This is a genomic window from Paenibacillus sp. Soil724D2, from assembly GCF_001427935.1.
Taxonomy (GTDB): domain Bacteria; phylum Bacillota; class Bacilli; order Paenibacillales; family NBRC-103111; genus Paenibacillus_E.
The window spans coordinates 368,686-387,205 of sequence record NZ_LMRY01000012.1 but is presented as its reverse complement, the minus strand read 5'-3'; the positions used below and the strand labels follow the sequence as shown (position 1 = coordinate 387,205).

The 18,520-nt window shown below is 46.0% G+C and carries 16 protein-coding genes; 3 read left to right on the top strand and 13 right to left on the bottom strand.

Features of this window, described 5'->3' with window-relative positions; all coding sequences use genetic code 11:
• Positions 1-20: 20 nt before the first annotated feature.
• Positions 21-269, bottom strand: a complete 249-nt coding sequence (locus ASG85_RS14730) for a hypothetical protein (protein ID WP_057306834.1) — start codon at positions 267-269, stop codon at positions 21-23.
• A gap of 187 nt (positions 270-456) precedes the next feature.
• On the bottom strand, positions 457-3,291 hold the full coding sequence (locus ASG85_RS39145) for a LamG-like jellyroll fold domain-containing protein (protein ID WP_414858731.1): 2,835 nt from the start codon (positions 3,289-3,291) through the stop codon (positions 457-459).
• A gap of 24 nt (positions 3,292-3,315) precedes the next feature.
• Between ASG85_RS39145 and ASG85_RS39135 the strand changes: the two genes are divergently transcribed.
• Positions 3,316-3,624, top strand: a complete 309-nt coding sequence (locus tag ASG85_RS39135) for a hypothetical protein (protein ID WP_235550134.1) — start codon at positions 3,316-3,318, stop codon at positions 3,622-3,624.
• 346 nt (positions 3,625-3,970) lie between these two features.
• A complete protein-coding gene (locus tag ASG85_RS39130; RefSeq protein WP_235549444.1) occupies positions 3,971-4,108 on the top strand; it encodes a hypothetical protein in 138 nt (45 codons plus the stop codon).
• A 503-nt stretch (positions 4,109-4,611) separates the two neighbouring features.
• Here the strand turns inward: ASG85_RS39130 and ASG85_RS14720 are convergent.
• The 6 genes from ASG85_RS14720 to ASG85_RS14695 all read right to left on the bottom strand — a co-directional run bounded on the left by ASG85_RS14720 (position 4,612) and on the right by ASG85_RS14695 (position 12,745).
• Positions 4,612-6,234 carry an extracellular solute-binding protein gene (locus tag ASG85_RS14720; RefSeq protein WP_060646648.1) on the bottom strand — a complete coding sequence of 541 codons (1,623 nt, stop codon included), beginning with the start codon at positions 6,232-6,234 and terminating at the stop codon, positions 4,612-4,614.
• 64 nt (positions 6,235-6,298) lie between these two features.
• Positions 6,299-7,168, bottom strand: coding sequence for a carbohydrate ABC transporter permease (locus ASG85_RS14715; protein WP_060646647.1), 870 nt, complete (start codon positions 7,166-7,168; stop codon positions 6,299-6,301).
• The gene (locus ASG85_RS14710) at positions 7,168-8,124 is read right to left on the bottom strand and encodes an ABC transporter permease (RefSeq protein ID WP_060646646.1); all 957 of its coding nucleotides are present in this window, start codon (positions 8,122-8,124) and stop codon (positions 7,168-7,170) included. Before ASG85_RS14710 ends, ASG85_RS14715 begins: the two co-directional genes overlap by 1 nt.
• 207 nt (positions 8,125-8,331) lie before the next feature.
• Complete coding sequence (locus ASG85_RS14705) at positions 8,332-9,768, bottom strand: response regulator (RefSeq protein WP_060646645.1); 1,437 nt, start codon at positions 9,766-9,768, stop codon at positions 8,332-8,334.
• On the bottom strand, positions 9,761-11,530 hold the full coding sequence (locus ASG85_RS14700) for a sensor histidine kinase (RefSeq protein WP_060646644.1): 1,770 nt from the start codon (positions 11,528-11,530) through the stop codon (positions 9,761-9,763). Before ASG85_RS14700 ends, ASG85_RS14705 begins: the two co-directional genes overlap by 8 nt.
• Positions 11,531-11,896: 366 nt before the next feature.
• Positions 11,897-12,745, bottom strand: a complete 849-nt coding sequence (locus ASG85_RS14695; protein WP_060646643.1) for a helix-turn-helix transcriptional regulator — start codon at positions 12,743-12,745, stop codon at positions 11,897-11,899.
• Between the two features lie 241 nt (positions 12,746-12,986).
• On the opposite strand from ASG85_RS14695, the gene ASG85_RS14690 reads away from it, so the two are divergent.
• Positions 12,987-15,272, top strand: a complete 2,286-nt coding sequence (locus ASG85_RS14690) for a beta-L-arabinofuranosidase domain-containing protein (RefSeq protein WP_060646642.1) — start codon at positions 12,987-12,989, stop codon at positions 15,270-15,272.
• Here ASG85_RS14690 and ASG85_RS39580 read toward each other — a convergent pair.
• The 5 genes from ASG85_RS39580 to ASG85_RS14675 form a co-directional block, all read right to left on the bottom strand.
• A complete protein-coding gene (locus ASG85_RS39580) occupies positions 15,262-15,387 on the bottom strand; it encodes a hypothetical protein (RefSeq protein WP_268796108.1) in 126 nt (41 codons plus the stop codon). The genes ASG85_RS14690 and ASG85_RS39580 overlap by 11 nt on opposite strands.
• A 135-nt stretch (positions 15,388-15,522) precedes the next feature.
• The gene (locus ASG85_RS39125; RefSeq protein ID WP_235550128.1) at positions 15,523-16,446 is read right to left on the bottom strand and encodes a glycosyl hydrolase family 28 protein; all 924 of its coding nucleotides are present in this window, start codon (positions 16,444-16,446) and stop codon (positions 15,523-15,525) included.
• A 222-nt stretch (positions 16,447-16,668) separates the two neighbouring features.
• On the bottom strand, positions 16,669-16,974 hold the full coding sequence (locus ASG85_RS39120; protein ID WP_235550127.1) for a hypothetical protein: 306 nt from the start codon (positions 16,972-16,974) through the stop codon (positions 16,669-16,671).
• Between the two features lie 107 nt (positions 16,975-17,081).
• Positions 17,082-17,297: a hypothetical protein gene (locus tag ASG85_RS14680; protein WP_057306844.1), complete on the bottom strand. Its 216-nt coding sequence runs from the start codon at positions 17,295-17,297 to the stop codon at positions 17,082-17,084.
• A 32-nt stretch (positions 17,298-17,329) separates the two neighbouring features.
• Positions 17,330-18,298 carry an ABC transporter permease gene (locus ASG85_RS14675; RefSeq protein WP_082562554.1) on the bottom strand — a complete coding sequence of 323 codons (969 nt, stop codon included), beginning with the start codon at positions 18,296-18,298 and terminating at the stop codon, positions 17,330-17,332.
• Between the last annotated feature and the right edge of the window lie 222 nt (positions 18,299-18,520).

Sequence of the window (18,520 nt, the reverse complement as noted above, 5' to 3'; positions counted from 1 at the left end):
CTAAAAGAACATTATATGTTTCAGTCAATAATTATCTGATCGTACGTGCTCTCCATGTCTTCGTTCAGAGAGTACAGCAGATAATAACGTCCATTCACAACCCCGCGAAATGACTGTGGGTAAGCTTCATACTCCTCACGAGTAAGTAGAGGGTAAATTCTCACGCTCGTTTTCGCGCGTTCTTGCACCGTTGTCTTGATTGCATCCCCAAGTTTGTCCATGACGGAAAGAACAGATGCCTTTTGTTCATCGTACAAACAGAATCTCACATCATAGCCCCCCTCACTCTTGATGTGCTGGAACTTCTCACGCAACTCTACACAATTTCCGACACATTCGTCATAAGTATCATTCAACGGATCAGAATAAAGCTCCACCGCCGAACAAATGACGGAAAGTCCGGAACACGACGTGCATGTTCCGGACTTCCGCTGGTTCATTCACTGTCGCTGCAATCTACTCGTTCATCACAGCCGATACTTCCTGAGCGTTTAAAGCACTATTGTAGATGCGGAAGTCGTCAACCCGACCGTCGAGATAAGGATCGTTGAATTGCGATCGGCCGATCCGATTCTGCGTGGTAATGCCGAGTTGTGACGGTTTGATGTTGATGTTGCCGCTGCCTACTTGCTGGCCATCGACATAAAGTGTTCCAGTAGAACCGTTCAAGGATACGGCAACATGATGCCAGCCACCTGTAGGCAGCGTCACAGTCCCGTCGAACTTTTGCTCCGTCCCGCCGTTTTTGATCCCAAAACGGATGAAGCCGTTTGAATCGTTTTGCGGCGTCAGGAACATGTAGTGGGACGTATCGGAACCGAAGTCGAAGATCCGCGCCCATTTGGTACTGGTGTCCAAATATACCCAAGCGGTTACGGTAACCGCGTTATCGCCGGAAACAACGCCTGACGGCAGGGTGACATAGCCATCAGTGCCATTCAGGTCTACAGCGTTGCCCTTATAGCCGGCTACCAAGCTGGCGCCGCCTGTCAAGGTGCCGTTCCAGCCGTTGCCGGTCACATCGGAGGCCGTCGTTCCTGTCGTTTCGTTAAACGGAAGCTCCGCCACCGGAAACAAGGTTTGCCCATTCACGAGATGCATCACTTGCGATGCGGTCATAGCGCTATTATAGATCCGGAAGTCATCCACCCGTCCATCGAGATAAGGGTCGTTGGTGTATTGCGAGCGGCCGATCCAGTTTTGCGTGGTGACTCCCAGAGTGGACGGCTTCAGGGTCATTGCGGTATTGCTGCCTACTTGAACACCGTCAACGTAGAGGATGCCCGTCGAGCCGTTCAAGGTAACCGCTACATGGTGCCAGCCCCCGGTCGGCAGCGCCGCCTGTCCGTCAATGATTTGTTCAGCTGAGCCGTTGTTCTTGATTGCAAAACGTATTTTGCCTTTGTCACTTCTCGGTGTGAGGAACATATTGGTAGCCGAACCGGAACCGAAATCGAAGATCCGCGCCCAGTTGCTCACCGTATCCAGATTCACCCAAGCAGCCAAGGTGATCGTGTCGTTGCCGGATACGACGCCTGACGGAAGAGCGACATATTGAGTCGTTCCGCTCAGGTCTACAGCGTTGCCGTTTTTGCCGGCTACACGACTCGCGCCGCCAACCAATGTGCCATTCCAGCCGTTGCTCGTCGCATCAAATGCGATCGTTCCGCTGGTCTCGTCAAACGGCAGGTTCGCCATAGTCATGGTATCGCCAGTGTCTCCGAATACCTTGAAATCACGGATGCTGGCCGTAGCGCCGCTTGGCAGTCCGGTCACGCTAACACGGACATATCGGGCATTTGCAACAAAGTAATCGGTCTGAACCTGGCTCGTGTTGCTATTGCCGCCCTTGTTGATTTTTGTGGTCCAGTTAACATTATCATTGGACACATCAAGGGTATACTTATATGCTTGACCGTCCTGTGCCCACATTACCTGAGTACCGTTATTGATCGTCAAGCTTTTGCCAAGGTCTACCGTCCACGTATGGCCGGTTAACGCATCAGCTGCACTCCATGCCGTCGTCGTGTCCCCGTCGTTCCCATTGGAGGCCGGATTTCCTGCCGCAGAGCTATCCGCCGTTGCGGTCTTGCCGATCGCCAGATCGGTCGGGTCTCCGAATACCTTGAGATCGCTTATAGCAGCGTTAGCGCCGCTTGGCAGTCCGGTAACCGTCATTCGGACATACCGGGCGTTCGCTGTAAAGTAATCGTTCTGAACCTGATCCGTACTCGTATTCGTCGTCTTGTCAACGACTTGGGTCCAGTTGGTGTTATCTATTGATGTTTCGACCTTATACTGATATACGGAGCCGCTAGTCGGCCACAACACCTGAGTGCCATGGGTGATCTTCTTGACATAGCCAAGGTCAACCTTCACATAGTGTCCAGTGTTTCCGTCATTCGCGCTCCAGCGGGTCGTTTGGTTGCCGTCTGCCGCATTGGAAGCCGGAAAGCCTGACATCGTACTATCGCTACTTGCAGTCTTGCCCATGGCCAGATTCCATTGTTCTCCGAGTACCTTGAAATCGTAGAAGCTTGCCCACACACCGCTTTCCAGACCAGTCACAGTAATTTTGACATACCGGGCGTTTGCCTGGAAGTTATCGGCTTGCGTCTGGTCCGTGCTCGTATTGGCGGTCTTGTCGACTTTCATGGTCCAGTTGGTATTATCATTGGAGGTTTCAATCTTGTACTTATACACTTTGCCGCTCTGTTCCCACTTCACTTGGGTACCGACAGGAATTCTCATGCTTGCGCCAAGGTCTACTGTCCATGAATGGCCGGTATTGGAGTCATTCGCGCTCCAGCGGGTCGAAGTGCTGCTGTCATTCCCGTTGGAAGCCGGATTTCCTGCCTGCGAACTATCCGCGCTGGCGCTCTTGTTGAACGCCAGATTGATGGGCGTGGCAGGAGGGAAAGGGGTCACCGCAGGAGGTGTACCTCCGGAAGCGATAAAGTTCACGTTGCTGGTATAGTTGCCGACCGAAATATTTCCATCGGCGGCATTCGAAATTACATTCCCGTTAATTTTCAAATTCTCAAACGTGATATCCTGGGACAGACGGGACCAATCCCAGCCGTAAATTTTGGAACTGTCGGTATTCGTACCGGTATAGGATACATCCTTGAAATAGAGATTTTTAATTCCACGACCCGGGCCGGTCGTCCAGCCATTATCGGCGATACCTATTTCAACAAGCTTGTGTGCACAACCATCTTCGACCCGGATATTGTCGAAAGTCGTATTGGTGATCAGGTTGCCGTCGCCGTCTATTACTGCAATGTTCATCGCACGGCTGCAGCTTAGGGTATTATGCGTCAGAATGTCAATATTCTCAAACTTGAGATTATCGATCACAACGCCGCCGCCGGGAGCCGTCGGATCACCGTGAGTGCCGATGTTGACGGCATGGGCAACGTCCGGCATCAGAATACTGTTGGAGACTGTGATATTCTGGGTATTTCCCCAGTAGCTTTCTCCTCCACCTTGGCGCGTGCCGTAGATCGCAATGGCGTCATCGCCGGTGCGGAAAAAAACGTCATTGAGCGTTACATCGTGGGAACCGTATACATTAAGACCGTCGGTCCATTTCTTGTAGCTGAACCATTTGACGTTGTTTAACAAAACATTGCTGGAATTTCCGACATTGGCGCCAGTGCCGCCGCTGCCAGCGTTGCCGTAATCGTTCACTATGATGCCATCGACGGTGATATTATTCGAAAAGTTGATCACCAGGCCTCCATAATTGGGACGACTCAGCATTCCACGGCCTATGAACTTGGCATTATCCGCACTTAGGAAACTTACATTCCCGTTGATGACCCCACCGCCGGCAAGGTAAAGCGTTTTGCCGCTGGGTACGGTGTAGCTTTGGTTATGCACACCGGGGCCAAGATAAATGACATTCGGGTCCGTAGGGCTGGGAGGATTGACCTCCAACGGATTTACAAAAAGGTGAAGATTAGTGTTGACATTCCCATTCACCTCCACCGAGAGCTTCGTAGGGCCGGATATGGAGAATGTCATCGTATTGCCGGTGACGGCAGGCGTAAGCCCGGCGCTCGTAGGATGGATGGCAGCCGATGTAACCGTTCCGGAATTGTAGGTTATCGAAAGATCGACCGGACCGTCCGTATCGAAATAAGCAATGGAAGCATTAGAGGCGGGAGTAACTCCAACTGTCGTATTATACACGTCCACGTTCTGCCAGGTTCCGCCTGGAACCCGTACTTGCACGGTATAGGTGGTGTTCATGGGAATACCCGCCGGGGCTGGATAAGTCTTTAATGTCGTAGCCGCTTGAACGGATGCCGGAAAGTTAAACACCATCGGAACGAAAGCGATTACAAACGCAAGTAGAAAAGATAACACTTTAGACCTTGTTTTACTTCTGTTAAATAACGGATTTTTACTCATTCTTGCAGCTCCTTCTTTTTTTGAAATTTTTAAATCGTAAGCATTGATAAGCTACTGTTTGTTAATCCCCCCTTACACTAGTGAAAAGCACAAAGTACTTCATGTTTAGTTCACGCGAAGGAAGCTCACGAACATAGTAGATATCGTTCGGAAGCTTCCTCGCGTCGTTGCACTGCAATGGAACCTTGGTTGTTACTTGATACCTCTCTTGGCTACCTCATCGTTAACTTCTTTGATGGCTTCAGGCACACCTTTGGAGTCGTAACTCTTAACAATTTCTTTCCACTGGGCAATCGGGTCACCTTTGCCCAAAATCACTTTAAAGATGTCATTCAGGATATCTTGGCCCTGAGCCGCAAGCTTATTTTTAGCTGGGGTCGAGATCGCATCTAAATCAAAGTTGACAGGGATCAGCGTATTTTCTTGTTTATAGCGATTCCACGTTTCAATTTGCAGCTTCAGCAGTGCGGCTCCTTCAGGATCGGAGCTTACCACTTTTTTGCCCTTATACAGGAGGGGATCCCATGCGGCAAGAAAAACCAGTTTTGACGTGATCGGGTATTTGTCGGCAAGCGTTTCACCGGCTTTCAGCAGGGAAACGTATTGTCCATTGTCCACTTTAAAATCGACATTTTCGATTCCATTAATGCCCAGGACTCTATACTCATCAGACATCATGTAATCCAACACTTGGAGAGAACGTTTGAATTTATCATCGCTAATGGTACTGGCGAAAAACGTATTGGACCAGAAAGGCGCGCCCGCAGGCGTATAGCGTTTTCCGTCGGCCGCAGGCCAGATGTTCAAATAACCCATTGCTTTCGAAGGGCTGACGCCAGGATTCGCTTTTTTGAATGCGGATACTTGTTCATCACTCACGCCTTCCATGCCATAAAGCGCAAAGCTTTGGCCGGACAAAAACTTGTTGGTGCCGTCGGCGTCTTTCTGGATGGCAAAGTCCTTGTCAAGAATACCTTCCGAATAGAGCGTACGAAGCTGCTTGATACCCGGATAGGCTTTCTCGGACGTGAAAGAGGGAATCCACTTGCCGTTTTCCTGGGTCCAGTTATTCATCATTTCGGGGAAGCTTCCCAAGAATTGCGTTAACAGATAGCCTTTATTATTAATCGTCAAACCGGTGACACCGGGGTGTTTCTGTATGACTGCTTTGGTCATGGCCAAGAATTCGTCAAAGCTTGCCGGATCCTTAGTAAATCCGGCTTCCTCCGCCCAATCCTTCCGATAACGGATGGGCCTGGTCAGCCTGGCATCGCCGATATCATCACCGCCAAAACGCGGAACCGCATAATATTTCCCATCCACTTTTAACGGCCGCAAGGCCGGTTCCACAGCCGGACTGGAAAAGAGCTTTTTCAAATTCGGATACGGGCTCAGATCGTCGGGAAGCGGCTTGATGACGCCTTGCTTGGCCCAAGTTTGGTACAACCCCAAATCAACCTCGTTGGCGAACATGTCGGGAAGCTGCTTGGATGCGGCCCATACCTTTGCCTTCTCCTGCCAGTCGTTCCAGGTAATCTGAACGGGTTTGATCGTGATGTTGAATTTCTTGGTCAAATCGTTGTAAACCGTATCATCCTTTGCTTTCGGAGCATCAAAGCCCGTCTGGATGTCCCATACTGCAACACTAAGCTCCAATGGCTTGCTCAATGCTGATTCATCTGACTTCTGTGACGCCCCCGCCGTTGCGCTCGGGGATGTGTTTGGCTTGTTCTCCGCTTTACCGCAGGCGGACAGCGCCGTCCCTGCGAGCATAAGCAAAGCCGAGCATACCAGTGCTTTTTGTTTGACCTTCATTTCGTAAACCCTCCTTGTTTATTTGAAGCTAGGATATATATAATAACGGCCGAAGCCACTATTATCATTCTTTTACGGAACCGAGCGTGATTCCCGCATTGAAGTGTTTCTGCACGAATGGATACATCATCAAGATCGGTATGGCGGATATGATGATCAACGCAGACTTTACCGAATCCACATAAACGGTTTGAGCTGCTGAGGCATACTGACTGCCCAACCCATTGAGCGACTGACTCAGATCTGTGATCGCGTCTCTTAACACAAGCTGTAGCGGGTGTAATTTGATATCGTTGATAAACAAATAGGGAAGCCACCATTCATTCCAACGTTCAACCGCATAAAACAATGACATGGTCGCCATGATCGGCAACGAAACAGGTATGACTATGCGAATGAGGATACTCAGATCATTAGCCCCGTCGATTTTTGCCGACTCCTCAAGCGCAGGATTGACTTTTCCGAAGAAATTAATCATCAGGATTAAGTTGAATGCGTTTACAGCCGCCGGCAATATCATAACAAGAATATTATTCTGCAAGTGAAGATTCTGAATCGTCAAATAAAAAGGAATGAGACCGCCTGAAAAAAATAATGTAAAGATGATGCAAGTCATGATCAAGTTTCGCCCCGGCATCGACTTCTTAGATAACGCGTAAGCGCCTGTTGACGTCATCACCAGATTTACCAAGGTGCCAAACACAGTCACGAAGACCGATACAAGCAAGCCATCGACTACTTTCCCTTGTGAAAAAATGTATTGATATGAAGAGAAATCAATGGAACTCGGAAATAACATGACGCGTCCCGCATTCCTGTCTGCTATGGAAGACAAGGACTGAACGAGCGTTTGATAAAATGGGAATATAGCCGCAATCGCGCACAGCCCCAGGAAGAGCGTGATCAGCGCATTGGAAACCGATAAACGCTTCATTAGAGACCCTCCTCCTTCAGAACATGCTTCACAAAATAGTTAGCTCCAAACAGTAGCAAGCAATTGATGACGGATTTCAGCAAACCGACCGTTGTGGAGTAGCCGAACCCCGTTGAGTCTACAAAAGCGCTGCGATACACGTAGGTATCGAGAATATCTGCGCGTTCATAAACGGCCGGGTTATACAAATTGAAGATCTGGTCGAACCCGCCATTCATAATACCGCCGACTGCCAGAATAAGCAGAATAGCTGCCGTGGTACGAATCACCGGCCATGTAATGGCCTTCATTTGCTGATAACGGGTTGCGCCGTCGATGGCCGCCGCCTCATAAAGCTCGGGATTGATACCCGCGATGGCTGCCAGATAAATAATGGAGGACCAGCCTGCTTCTTTCCATATGTTCGACGTGAACAGCAGCGCCAGAAAACTTCCGTCGTGGACCAGGATCGTGTTTTTTCCCCATCCGAATAGCTGCAGGATCTGATTGAGTACGCCCTGATCGCTCAGGATACTCGTTATGATTCCACTCAACACGACCCAGCTGATGAAATGCGGAAACGTAAATACGGTTTGATAGATCCGCTTTAATTTTCTGTGTCGCATTTCATTCAGCAGGATCGCCAGCAGGATCGGGATCGGAAATTCGATAAGCAAACGCCCGAAGCTAATCAACAAGGTGTTGTTGAACGCATGCAGGAATTTCGGATCGCCCAGCACATCCCGAAAGTTTTGAAAGTTATTCCAGGGACTGTTCATGATGCCCAGAGAATAATTGAAGTCCTTAAAAGCCAAGATCACGCCGTACATAGGCACATACGCGAAGATCAGAAAGAACAGCACGGTTGGAAATACCATCAAGTAGAAGTACTTATGACGGACGATTTCCTGCCATTTGCGATTGGTTTTCCCCTTCAAACGCCCCTTGTATTTCGCGTGACTTACTGTATTTTGCATACCCCTCTCGCCTCCTATCTCGTCTATAAATCTATTGTAAAGGAAACGCTTCCATAGGGGTATGTCGTTAAATTAGTGTTATTCTTGTATTTTTCATGTAACTTTATGTCGAATTGGAGGAGGAATTGTCTTGCACCTAATTCAAGTACAAGTTTTCGATAAGGAATACAAAAAAAGAAAAAAAAAAAAAAAAACGGCCTCCGTTAATTAGGAGCCGGAAATATAGCCGTTCTGACTTTGGTCGTAACGATAGCTTCTTGGCGGACTGCCCATCATTTTTTTGAACATTTTACTGAAATAAAAATAATCCTGGTATCCTACCTGATCCGCTATATCGTTGATCGGAATGGACGTAGTTCTGAGCAACACCGAAGCGCGGTTCATTCTAAGACCGGTTAAGTGCTCGGTAAAGGTTTTATCCAGTTCTTTTCTAAATAATTGCGAGATGTAATTCGAGTTTAAGTTGAATTGTTTACTTAAGCCCTGAATTGTAATGTCCTCGCCGAAGTGCTCGTTGATGTATTCCAGTATGGCAGAGAATGTATGAATGCGTCCAGACTGCATGGAAACATGCTGTTGATCGGTCTGCTCCCCTCGGAACAATCCCTTTAAATAATCGATCATATCCCGGACATCCTCAAACTGATCTGCCAAGTGTTCGAAAGAATAGAGGTATAAATCGTCCGAATCCATACCTTTTCGACTTAACTGCGTAATGCAATCGTTATACAACAACAGGGCATGCCGGATATTCAGAAGGCCGCTCTGGAACATGGATAACAAGGAATCCATATGTGCAATGAACGTTTGGTTATTTCCGTCTGTCGGCACTGCAAATGCCGACTTCGTGTCATTGGTTTTCCATGATTCTTCCCATGTGAAGATTTCGGCTAAAGTGAAATATTGATAGGCTTGAAGCTCTGCATCTTGGATAGCCTGTGTAAATCCTTCCGTATCGCCCCCCCGTTTGCTGAACCCGATTCCTTTTAAGAAATCACGACTTTCAGAAGCAAATTGGGTCATTAATTGGGTCGCATCACTGTCAGCCATCACGTATATAAACTTGCGATAACCGATACGCAACGTAATGCAAGGTGTTTTTTCATTGATCGGAAACTTGTCCCTTCTCACTGTAAGCATGATACGCAAATCTTCTTTTCCGGAACTTGTCATGCCGGCCAAAGCTAACTCACGCTGCAATCTGCTGGTTGCTTCTGGCGTACCGTTCTCGATCAAATCAAGTATTTCGCCTTCAGGCAACAGACGAAGGGTGTCTAATTCACGCCTGATCTTTTTAAGATACCCCATGATTTCCATCTCGTCGAAAGGTTTAAGGCAATAACCGGATATGTTATTCTGGATTGCTTTCTGCACAAGAGCAAATTCCGCCAGTCCGCTCACGATTATAAATTTGGCGGATATACCCGCATCGTCCAATCGTTTTTTCAGTTCCAGCCCGTTCATTCCGGGCATCCGGATATCGGAAAAAATCACGTCCGGTTGAATATGTTTGACAGCTTCCACTGCCTCCTCCCCGCTGAGCGCATATCCGATAACTTCATAGCCGCAGCCCTTCCAATCCACCGTCGCTATCAAGCTTTCTATAACCAGTTCCTCGTCATCCACAATAAAGACTTTATACATGACCTTCACCCCTAACCGGTATTGTAAGCGAGACCGTTGTTCCGCCTTCAAGCTCGCTCGTCATCCTGATGCCGTATGGTTCTCCGAAAATCATGCGGATTCTTTTATGGACATTTGCCAGTCCGATGCCGGATACGGAATCGCCATCAAGGCCATCTGTTGGCGATAAGCATTCCATTGTATTATTAATTTCCTCTAACTGTTCCAAACTTATTCCTGTACCGTTATCATTAACGGAGAGACACAGGTTCTCCCCGTCCCTATAGCCTTTTATCACCAACACACCAGTTTGTCTGAGCGGCTCAATGCCATGTTTGATGGCGTTTTCCACGATGGGCTGCAAGATCATTTTAGGGACAAGACATGCGAGGCATTCCGTAGGAATATCGTATTCCACATGCAAGCGTTCGCCAAATCGGATTTGATGAATGAAGATATAGTTTTTTATGATGATCCATTCTCTTTCCAAGGAAATCATATCAGGTCCCTTGATACTGTAACGGAAAAACATAGCTAGCGCCTTAGTCAGTTCGAATATTTTCGAAGAACCCTCTCTAGCGGCAAGACCTTTGATCGATTCCAGCGTATTGTATAAAAAATGCGGATTGATTTGGCTTTGCAAAAAGCTGAGTTCCGCTCTCCGTTTAATCAACTCCGACTCGTAGAGGACACGCTTGCTTTCCAGCAAATGATCCGTCAATTTCTCAATTTCCGCCAACATTTCATTGAAACGTGAAGCCATAATAATCATTTCCGCATAACCATCTACATCGATTCGTTTGCTGAGATGGTTTTTTTCCCCGAGACTCACTTCTCCCATCAACCTCATAAACTTCTTCAAAGGCAGCAGAATGTTATTGCTCACGAACAGAAGAGGTATAATCATCAATACGAGTGCAATTGCAACCATGATAAGCTGCTGTTGACGGATCACATTAAGACCTTGAAGGAGCACACGATTCGGCATGGCAATAACAATTTCACCGTCCATATCCGGAATAGCTTCCCTCTGAATCATGTATTGACTGTTATGATTCAACAATCTATCTTTTGGAATCGGCTCCCCAAGATTACTTGAATCATCATTCGTATAGAAGAGCCTTCCGTTACGATCAGCCATGTAGATTAAGGCACCCTCGGGTAAATTGACAGGGTTGCCGTCGCCAAAGAGCAGTCGATTGTCGATTATTAAAAGCAGAGTTCCAAGTTCACTATTGACGGCCTCAAAATCAGTTGTTGAATAGATTGGCACTCCCGCAACCAACACCGGCGTTGTAGTATAAGGTAAATCGATCATTTTAAGCCCCAAAAAATAGGACAAGTTATCTCTCGGAATTTCCCTGGAAATTGCTTCAATTTGAGCCGAATTGGCCAGGAAGTTGAATACGGCGCCGTTATTTTCAACCAGTGCAATATCCAAAATAGCCTTTTTCATTTTCCTCATATCTGACAAATAAGCTTTTAACTGGTTGAACATTTCTAACTTTTGGACTGGATTTTTTTCAGACAAAAAACTTTGTACGGTTTGTCCGTTATAGGCAATCGTTTCCATAATTCTTTTAACATCATTACTATTCGAAGAAATGGACTGGTTCAGTTGCGATATAACACCTTTGATGTAATCGCTGTTATTCTTCTTTACGACATTGACGGCTTGGTAATAATTCACAGCCATGATCGAAATCATAACCATAACAATTAATAAACCCAGTAAAGATAACTGAACCGTGATGGGAAGTTTTTTCAAATAGGATCGTTTCATGTGATATATCCTTTTTTTCATTCTGTATTTGGAAAAAATTGAAAAAGTGCGCCAAACCAAGGATAATGGTATCCGCGAAGAAACCCATAAACCTTGAGAGGAGCACCTATATGTTGAATAGTAAACGATAATAATCCTCAAGTAAATAGATACCAGAATTTTCACCGTAGTGGTAGTTCGACCCTCTTCCAATACCTTTTATGACGGAATGCAGGCGCAAGGACAGGACAATATCGTAAACCTGGTTCGCGCTGCGCTTGGGCAGTCAGCCAGCGATATGGCGCATTAGTGTGGCCGGGAGATATTCATTCTTCATTTGAAGATTTCAGAGAACAAATCGTTGCAGGCCTTTGGCGATGTCATTCATTATTTATAATAAAGTAATCGGTTTACGTAAGCATTCCGGTAATCCGTAGGAGTCAAGCTTGTTATTTTCTTGAAAGATTTGGTAAATGAATGACTATCTGGAAAACCTAGCTGCATAGAAATCTCATTAATCTTTTGATTGGTATCCGTCAGCAGAAATTTAGCCGCCTCCATTTTTTCTTGCATGATGAATTGTTTTAATGAAACACCCGCCATAGAAGAAAATATGCTGGAGAGATGTTTGGCGTTATATCCAAAATGTTTAGCAAGTTGTGTAACTCTTATATTCTCTTGCCGGTTCCATTTGATGTAGTCCACAATATCATTGTAAAGCTGCTGTTTTATCAGTTTCTTAGATTGGTTTGGGACCACAAACATCTGGTTGTATATCTCGCACAAAATACTGGTGGTCAAGTAATTGTTTAAGGTCTGTTCCCTGTAGCTGCGAATGGAATCCTGCAATTGCTTCAGCATCACAATTAGCTTTTCGGGACTGCGCAGCGTACCTGTTTGGGGAAGGACGATAATTCCCGGTTCGTAGACATGCTCGTGAGCGGCCTCATGGAACGTTTCATGCCCGTATGTTGAAAAATGTAACCAGTAAAAGCTGCAATCGGACTCTTGGTAGCCATATTGTTGGGTGCGGGGAGGCATGATCAAGAACTCCCCTTCCCTAAGGGCGAAGCGGTCTATGCCGCATGAGATGTACATCGTTCCGCGGGTTTGAATGAATAACTCGTAATTCATCAATACTCGGTTCATGTGCTTCCACTCGGGATTCGGCGATACAAATTTTCCTGTCATATCCATGACCACCGGTACATCCACACGGAATTGATACAATACCATATTACTGATCCCTGCCCTTTCAGACTTTTTCACAATTGGCTTAAGAACAGAGTAGCAGAAATATAGGGTTATTTCCATGTCCTATGAGGTTTCAGAAATTGATGACAGTAAAGCCGAAGCGATGAAACCCTTCCTTTTTGACACATAATCCAACCTTATGTTATTTACCCTATCGGTAGAAGACGCTAAGCTTGATATAGTCTCCATCGGAGAACGTTACTATTTAACGGAGGGATTGGATATGAAGGAAGCTGCGCCGAGTATGGTGGTTCTGAAGGATATTGGCATGAACCGGGTAGAGTTGACCGGAGCCTATCATGTGAATGCATTCGAGAAGGAAATGGCTTATTTGGCGAGCTATGATGCGGATCGTCTGCTAGTTGGTTTCCGTGAAGTGGCAGGTCTGCCGGCCAAGGCCCGGATCTATCCCGGATGGGAAAATACGGAGATCAGAGGCCACACTTTAGGCCACTATCTTACCGCTTGTGCACAGGCTTATTCGCAGAATCAAAGCGCAGAACTGCTTGCTAAGCTGGAGTATATCGTGGCTGAATTGGCCGTCTGTCAGCTGGAAAGCGGATACATGTCGGCGTTTCCAGAGATGCTATTCGAGAATGTAGAGAATAGGAAGCCAGCCTGGGTTCCATGGTATACGATGCACAAGATCATCGCAGGTCTGATCGATGTCTACGAATGGACACGAATCCAAACGGCCTATGACGTTGTCAATAAACTGGGGGATTGGGTAGCGTACCGCACCTCCAAATGGTCCAAGGAATTGCAGGCTACCGTACTGGCTGTGGAATATGGCGGCATGAACGATTGCCTCTACGACCTGTTCAAATTGACGGGGAATAAACGCCACTTGGAAGCGGCCCATCAGTTTGATGAGCTTAGCTTATTTGAGGCAATCTGGGAAGGCAAAGACATATTAAAAGGCAAACATGCCAACACAATGATTCCCAAGTTCATAGGAGCCTTGAATCGCTATCTGACATTGGGAGAAAGCGAAGTGTTTTACCGGGAGGCTGCCGCAAGATTCTGGGATATGGTGGTATATCACCACAGCTATATCACAGGCGGAAACAGTGAATCCGAGCATTTTGGCGAGCCTGATCTTCTGGATGCCAAACGCAGCGATATCACTTGCGAAACCTGCAACAGCTACAATATGCTGAAGCTGACGAGGGAGCTTTTCAAGCTAACTCAGGATGTCAGATACGCTGATTTTTACGAGACTACCTATGTGAACGCCATTCTGTCATCCCAGAATCCTGACACCGGGATGACGATGTATTTCCAGCCGATGGCAACAGGTTATTTCAAGGTTTACAGCTCGCCGTTCGAGCATTTTTGGTGCTGTACCGGCACGGGCATGGAAAGCTTCACGAAATTGAACGATAGCATCTATTTCCAACTGGACCAGCGGTTGTACGTGAATCAATATGTCAGCAGCCAGTTGGATTGGTTGGAACAGAAGGTGAAGATTATACAAACCACCGACCTTCCGTTCACCGATACGGTTCATCTGTCCGTTGAAACGACCGATCAGCAGGAGCAGTATTTGTCCATTTATCTGCGTGTGCCTTATTGGACTGCAGGCGAAATGGCGGTTGCTGTGAATGGCAAAGCTGTTCAACCGCAGGTAAGCAATGGTTATGCTTTAATCGAACGGGTTTGGAAGAACGGCGACACCGTTCATGTCCAAATCCCGATGAAAGCTACTTACTCCTCCTTGCCGGATGCGCCGCATGTGGTCGGATTTAAGTACGGTCCAGTAGTACTAAGCGCCGCATTGGGCAAAGACGATATGGTCGAGTCCAGGACAGGCGTTATCGTAAGTATTCCGACCAAGCGAATGCTCGTGAAAGACTTTATCACCCCTCAAGGTATGAGTGTCCAGGAGTGGTTAGGCGGATTCGATCAGCATTTCGTTCGCAAGAACGGCGAATTAGCCTTTGTGCTCCAAAATACGGATGAGGACGATCATCTGGTCTTTACGCCTCACTATAAGCAGCATAATGAAAGATACGGGATTTATTGGAAATTGGTTGAGGTCGGTTCGGATGATTTACGGGAGCATCTGGATAAGAACCGTAAGGAGCAGCTCATCAGAGAGACTACGATCGACAGTGTGCAGGTGGGCAATGACCAATATGAGCTGGAGCATCAGGTCAAAGGCAAGCTTACGCATGCCGGTAGCTTTGAGGGGCTGAATGGCAGAAGAGCGGAGCCTGACGGGTGGTTCAGTTATGAATTGAAGGTATCGTCCGGACAAAAGAATGGTCTGTCGGTCACCTTCTTCTATTGGCTCAAGGACAGCAGCTTGGAAATCTGGATTGACGGGAAACTGTTGATAACCGAAACCTCACCGAATGAGAGAATTCGGGGATTTTATGAGAAAATAATTGAAATCCCTGCGGGTATGATTGCATCAGATCAAGAATCGGTTGTGGTCAAGTTTGTACCCATTGGAGGTTTGAATGGTATTTATGGCATTCTTAGATCCATAAAGCTTAGTTCATAAACCCTCTACGCAGGTCGTTCAGGAAATCAAAAAGAAGCAGCCCGACAGCTGCCGGTCTGCTTCTTTTTGGTTCTGTTCGTCTTGGAGAAGTACCAGCGAAGCTGAAACCACTCATCCTCAAATAAATCCCCCCGGATGGCAAGCCAAAATGAATTAATCTGCTCAATTATAAGATCGTGGATAACCCTTCAACAAGGTGCTTATGTTTCAATACTGTCAAAGCCTCGTAATATTGGATTTTGAATCATCTTCATACGTTCCTCCCGTCGGAGAAAGATATACGCTTTGCAAAACCATTGATATCGAAATTCCCCTGAGACGGCTCAAGGATCAGTTGCTCATTTATCCTCAGATTGATGAAGCTGATCCCATCTACTAACCGTTCGGAATCAAAACCATAAATCCGGTTCGGATTGGTGTTCGCTCCTTTATAGCTAATGTTCCGGAACGTAATATTTTCGATTCTTTGACCAGGCACAGGGTTGTAATCTTTGTTCCAAACAACACGAATGTCAACCAGTTGTCGCAACTCAAAATCCTCTACACGGATGTCATCATAGATCACGTTCCGTACCGTATTCTTGTCACCAGCGTTGATCGACAAGGCCCCCCAATAATTAGTCTGCGGTTCATGATGCTCCAAGATATCGATATTTTCGAAAAGAATGTCTTCAATAACATCACCATCCCGATAATGATCTCCATGCGTCCCAATATTGAGCGGATGCGCGACATCCGCCCAAAGCACTGAGTTGCGCACGCGGATATGACGTGTATCTCCATGGTAGTCCCATCTTGTCCCGTAAATCGCAATACAGTCATCGGAGGTACGAAGGAATACGTCATTGATCTCGATTTGGGTACTCGCCATGATATCGATGCCGTCAGACCAGCCTCGCGTGCTGAACGATTTAAAATTATCGATCCGTACAGCTTTTGATCGCTCGATATAAATGCTGTAATGCGGGGGATCCAGCAGAATGATACCTTCAACCGTGACATTCTTCGAGAAGATAATTCGAACGCCTCGAAAAGCGGAAAATCGATGAAAGTCGGCCAAATACAAGATACCTCTTCCGCGTATTACGATATTTTCAACCGTGTCACATACAAGTGATCCGACAACAATCGCTCCCCCAGCAATATAAACCGTTGTACCGGATGGAATACGCATGATCGTTTCCTCCAAATAGTGCATACCAGGGGCAAAATAGATCACCTTCGGTAACTGGCCGGTTGTGTTAATCGGCGTCGCCACAAGCCGGTAAATATCTTCCATCCGGTGAATAGCAGGATTAAGCAAGAGTACGTCGGGGTCATTTGGTTTCGGCGCCTGTTCTTCGAGCGGGCTAGCAAACAGATGTAGATTATGGAAACGCTCGCCGTTTACCTCGATTTACAGCTTGTGCGGGCGGTCCAGAGTAATAGCAATACGATTCCCTTCACACACAAAAGGAATGGCAATTGAAAGCGGACGAATGACTACCTGCTTTACGGTTTGTTTTCTGCATTCAACCTCCACCTCAACGCTACCTTCCATATCGAAATAAACCATAGATGCCTTGCGTACTTGATGCATATCAACCTTCACTTCATACTCAAACAAATCATGCCACTCTTCGCCTGGAATACGGACGCGTACTTGAAAGTCGTCGCGACCCACCGCTCCTTTTGGTGCTTCATAAATGATCAAATCGTTCATATAGCCTCAAGATATCCATTAATCTTTAATTTGCGCAATGACTGACAGCAAGCGCTTCCACAAAAATGTATCTTAACCGCTTTCATTATGGTTTATAACATATTTTATCAACGCGGTTGTGGATGGACTATCCTAATTTCACAAGATTCCTTAATCGCGACCTGACTTTCATCGCTGAGAGAATCCGATAGTACGAGAACAAATGGCAGTAAACAAACGATGGCAAAGAACGAAATTATCGTGACAGCGATCACATTAAAAATTTTGGTACCTGTATCCTGCTGTATCGTATTTTTTTGCTTTTTCATGGATAATTCAGCCATAATAAGCTCCTTTCATCTGAAAAAATAACTAGTTAGAAAAGCGCATTTTCGTTATCTGCTTTTTTCACAATATAATTAACAGTCAAGATTACAAATAAGCCAAATACGGATTGAAACAATCCAGCAGCTGTACCTAAGCCCATACTAAAGTTGACGGTAAGTGAGCGGTATACGTAAGTATCAATAATATCCGTTGCATTCAACAAGAACCCATTTTGCCCAATAATATTCCAGAATAAGTCAAATTGCCCACGCATGATGCCCCCTAATGAGAAGAGTAGCAGTACGATAACGGTTGGTTTGAGCAGTGGCAATGTAATATGAATGATTCGTTGCCACTTGGAAGCACCGTCCACATAAGCGGCCTCGTAAATGCTTTCATCGATCCCCATGATGGATGCCAAGTAAATAACGCTCCCATAACCTAAGCCCTTCCAAATCTCGACGGCAACGATAATGAACGGCCATACCGCTGGTGTAGCATAAAAGTCAAACTTTTCAAAACCCATTGCCTTGAAAGCGCTGTTAATTACACCAAAATCGTAGTTGAAGAGGTTATAGACAATGGAGCTAATAATAACCATGGAAACGAAATATGGCATAAACATCAGTGTCTGTGAAGTCTTAACAAACTTCTTATAGGTAAGCTCTCGGAGAAGAATAGCGACAGACATTTGAAAAAAAGTGTTCAATCCAATAAAAGCAATATTGTAAAGAATTGTGTTTTTCGTTAGTTTCCAAATAATGGAACTAAAACCACCTTGGAACAAAAACTCAAAGTTTTTGAACCAAACAAACTTACTTGCAATTCCCTTGCTAAAATCATAGTCCACAAAGGCATAATAGACACCAAACATCGGTAGGTATGCAAATAGAATAAAGAATACGATCATAGGCGTTAACATGAAATAGTACGTTTTATGTTCTCTAAAATCCGAGAATAGTTTTTTCTTGGTTCTTTGCTTTGTTTGCGTTTGCACTGTTATGATAGCTTCTGACATAAGATCTCCTCTCCTTCTGAATTCATCTTAACAAAGGTAATGTTCAACGCATATATCACTTTTCCATGATTCCTTGTACTTTTTAAAGCGCATACATTAATTGTTAGACGCTTTCTTTTAGACACAGAAATGGCCCATTTGCAATTCCGAAGAAATTGCAAATGGGCCATTTCTGTGTTTGAAGCTAATCATCGCTGCGCTAACAGCGTGGCACTTATCCCC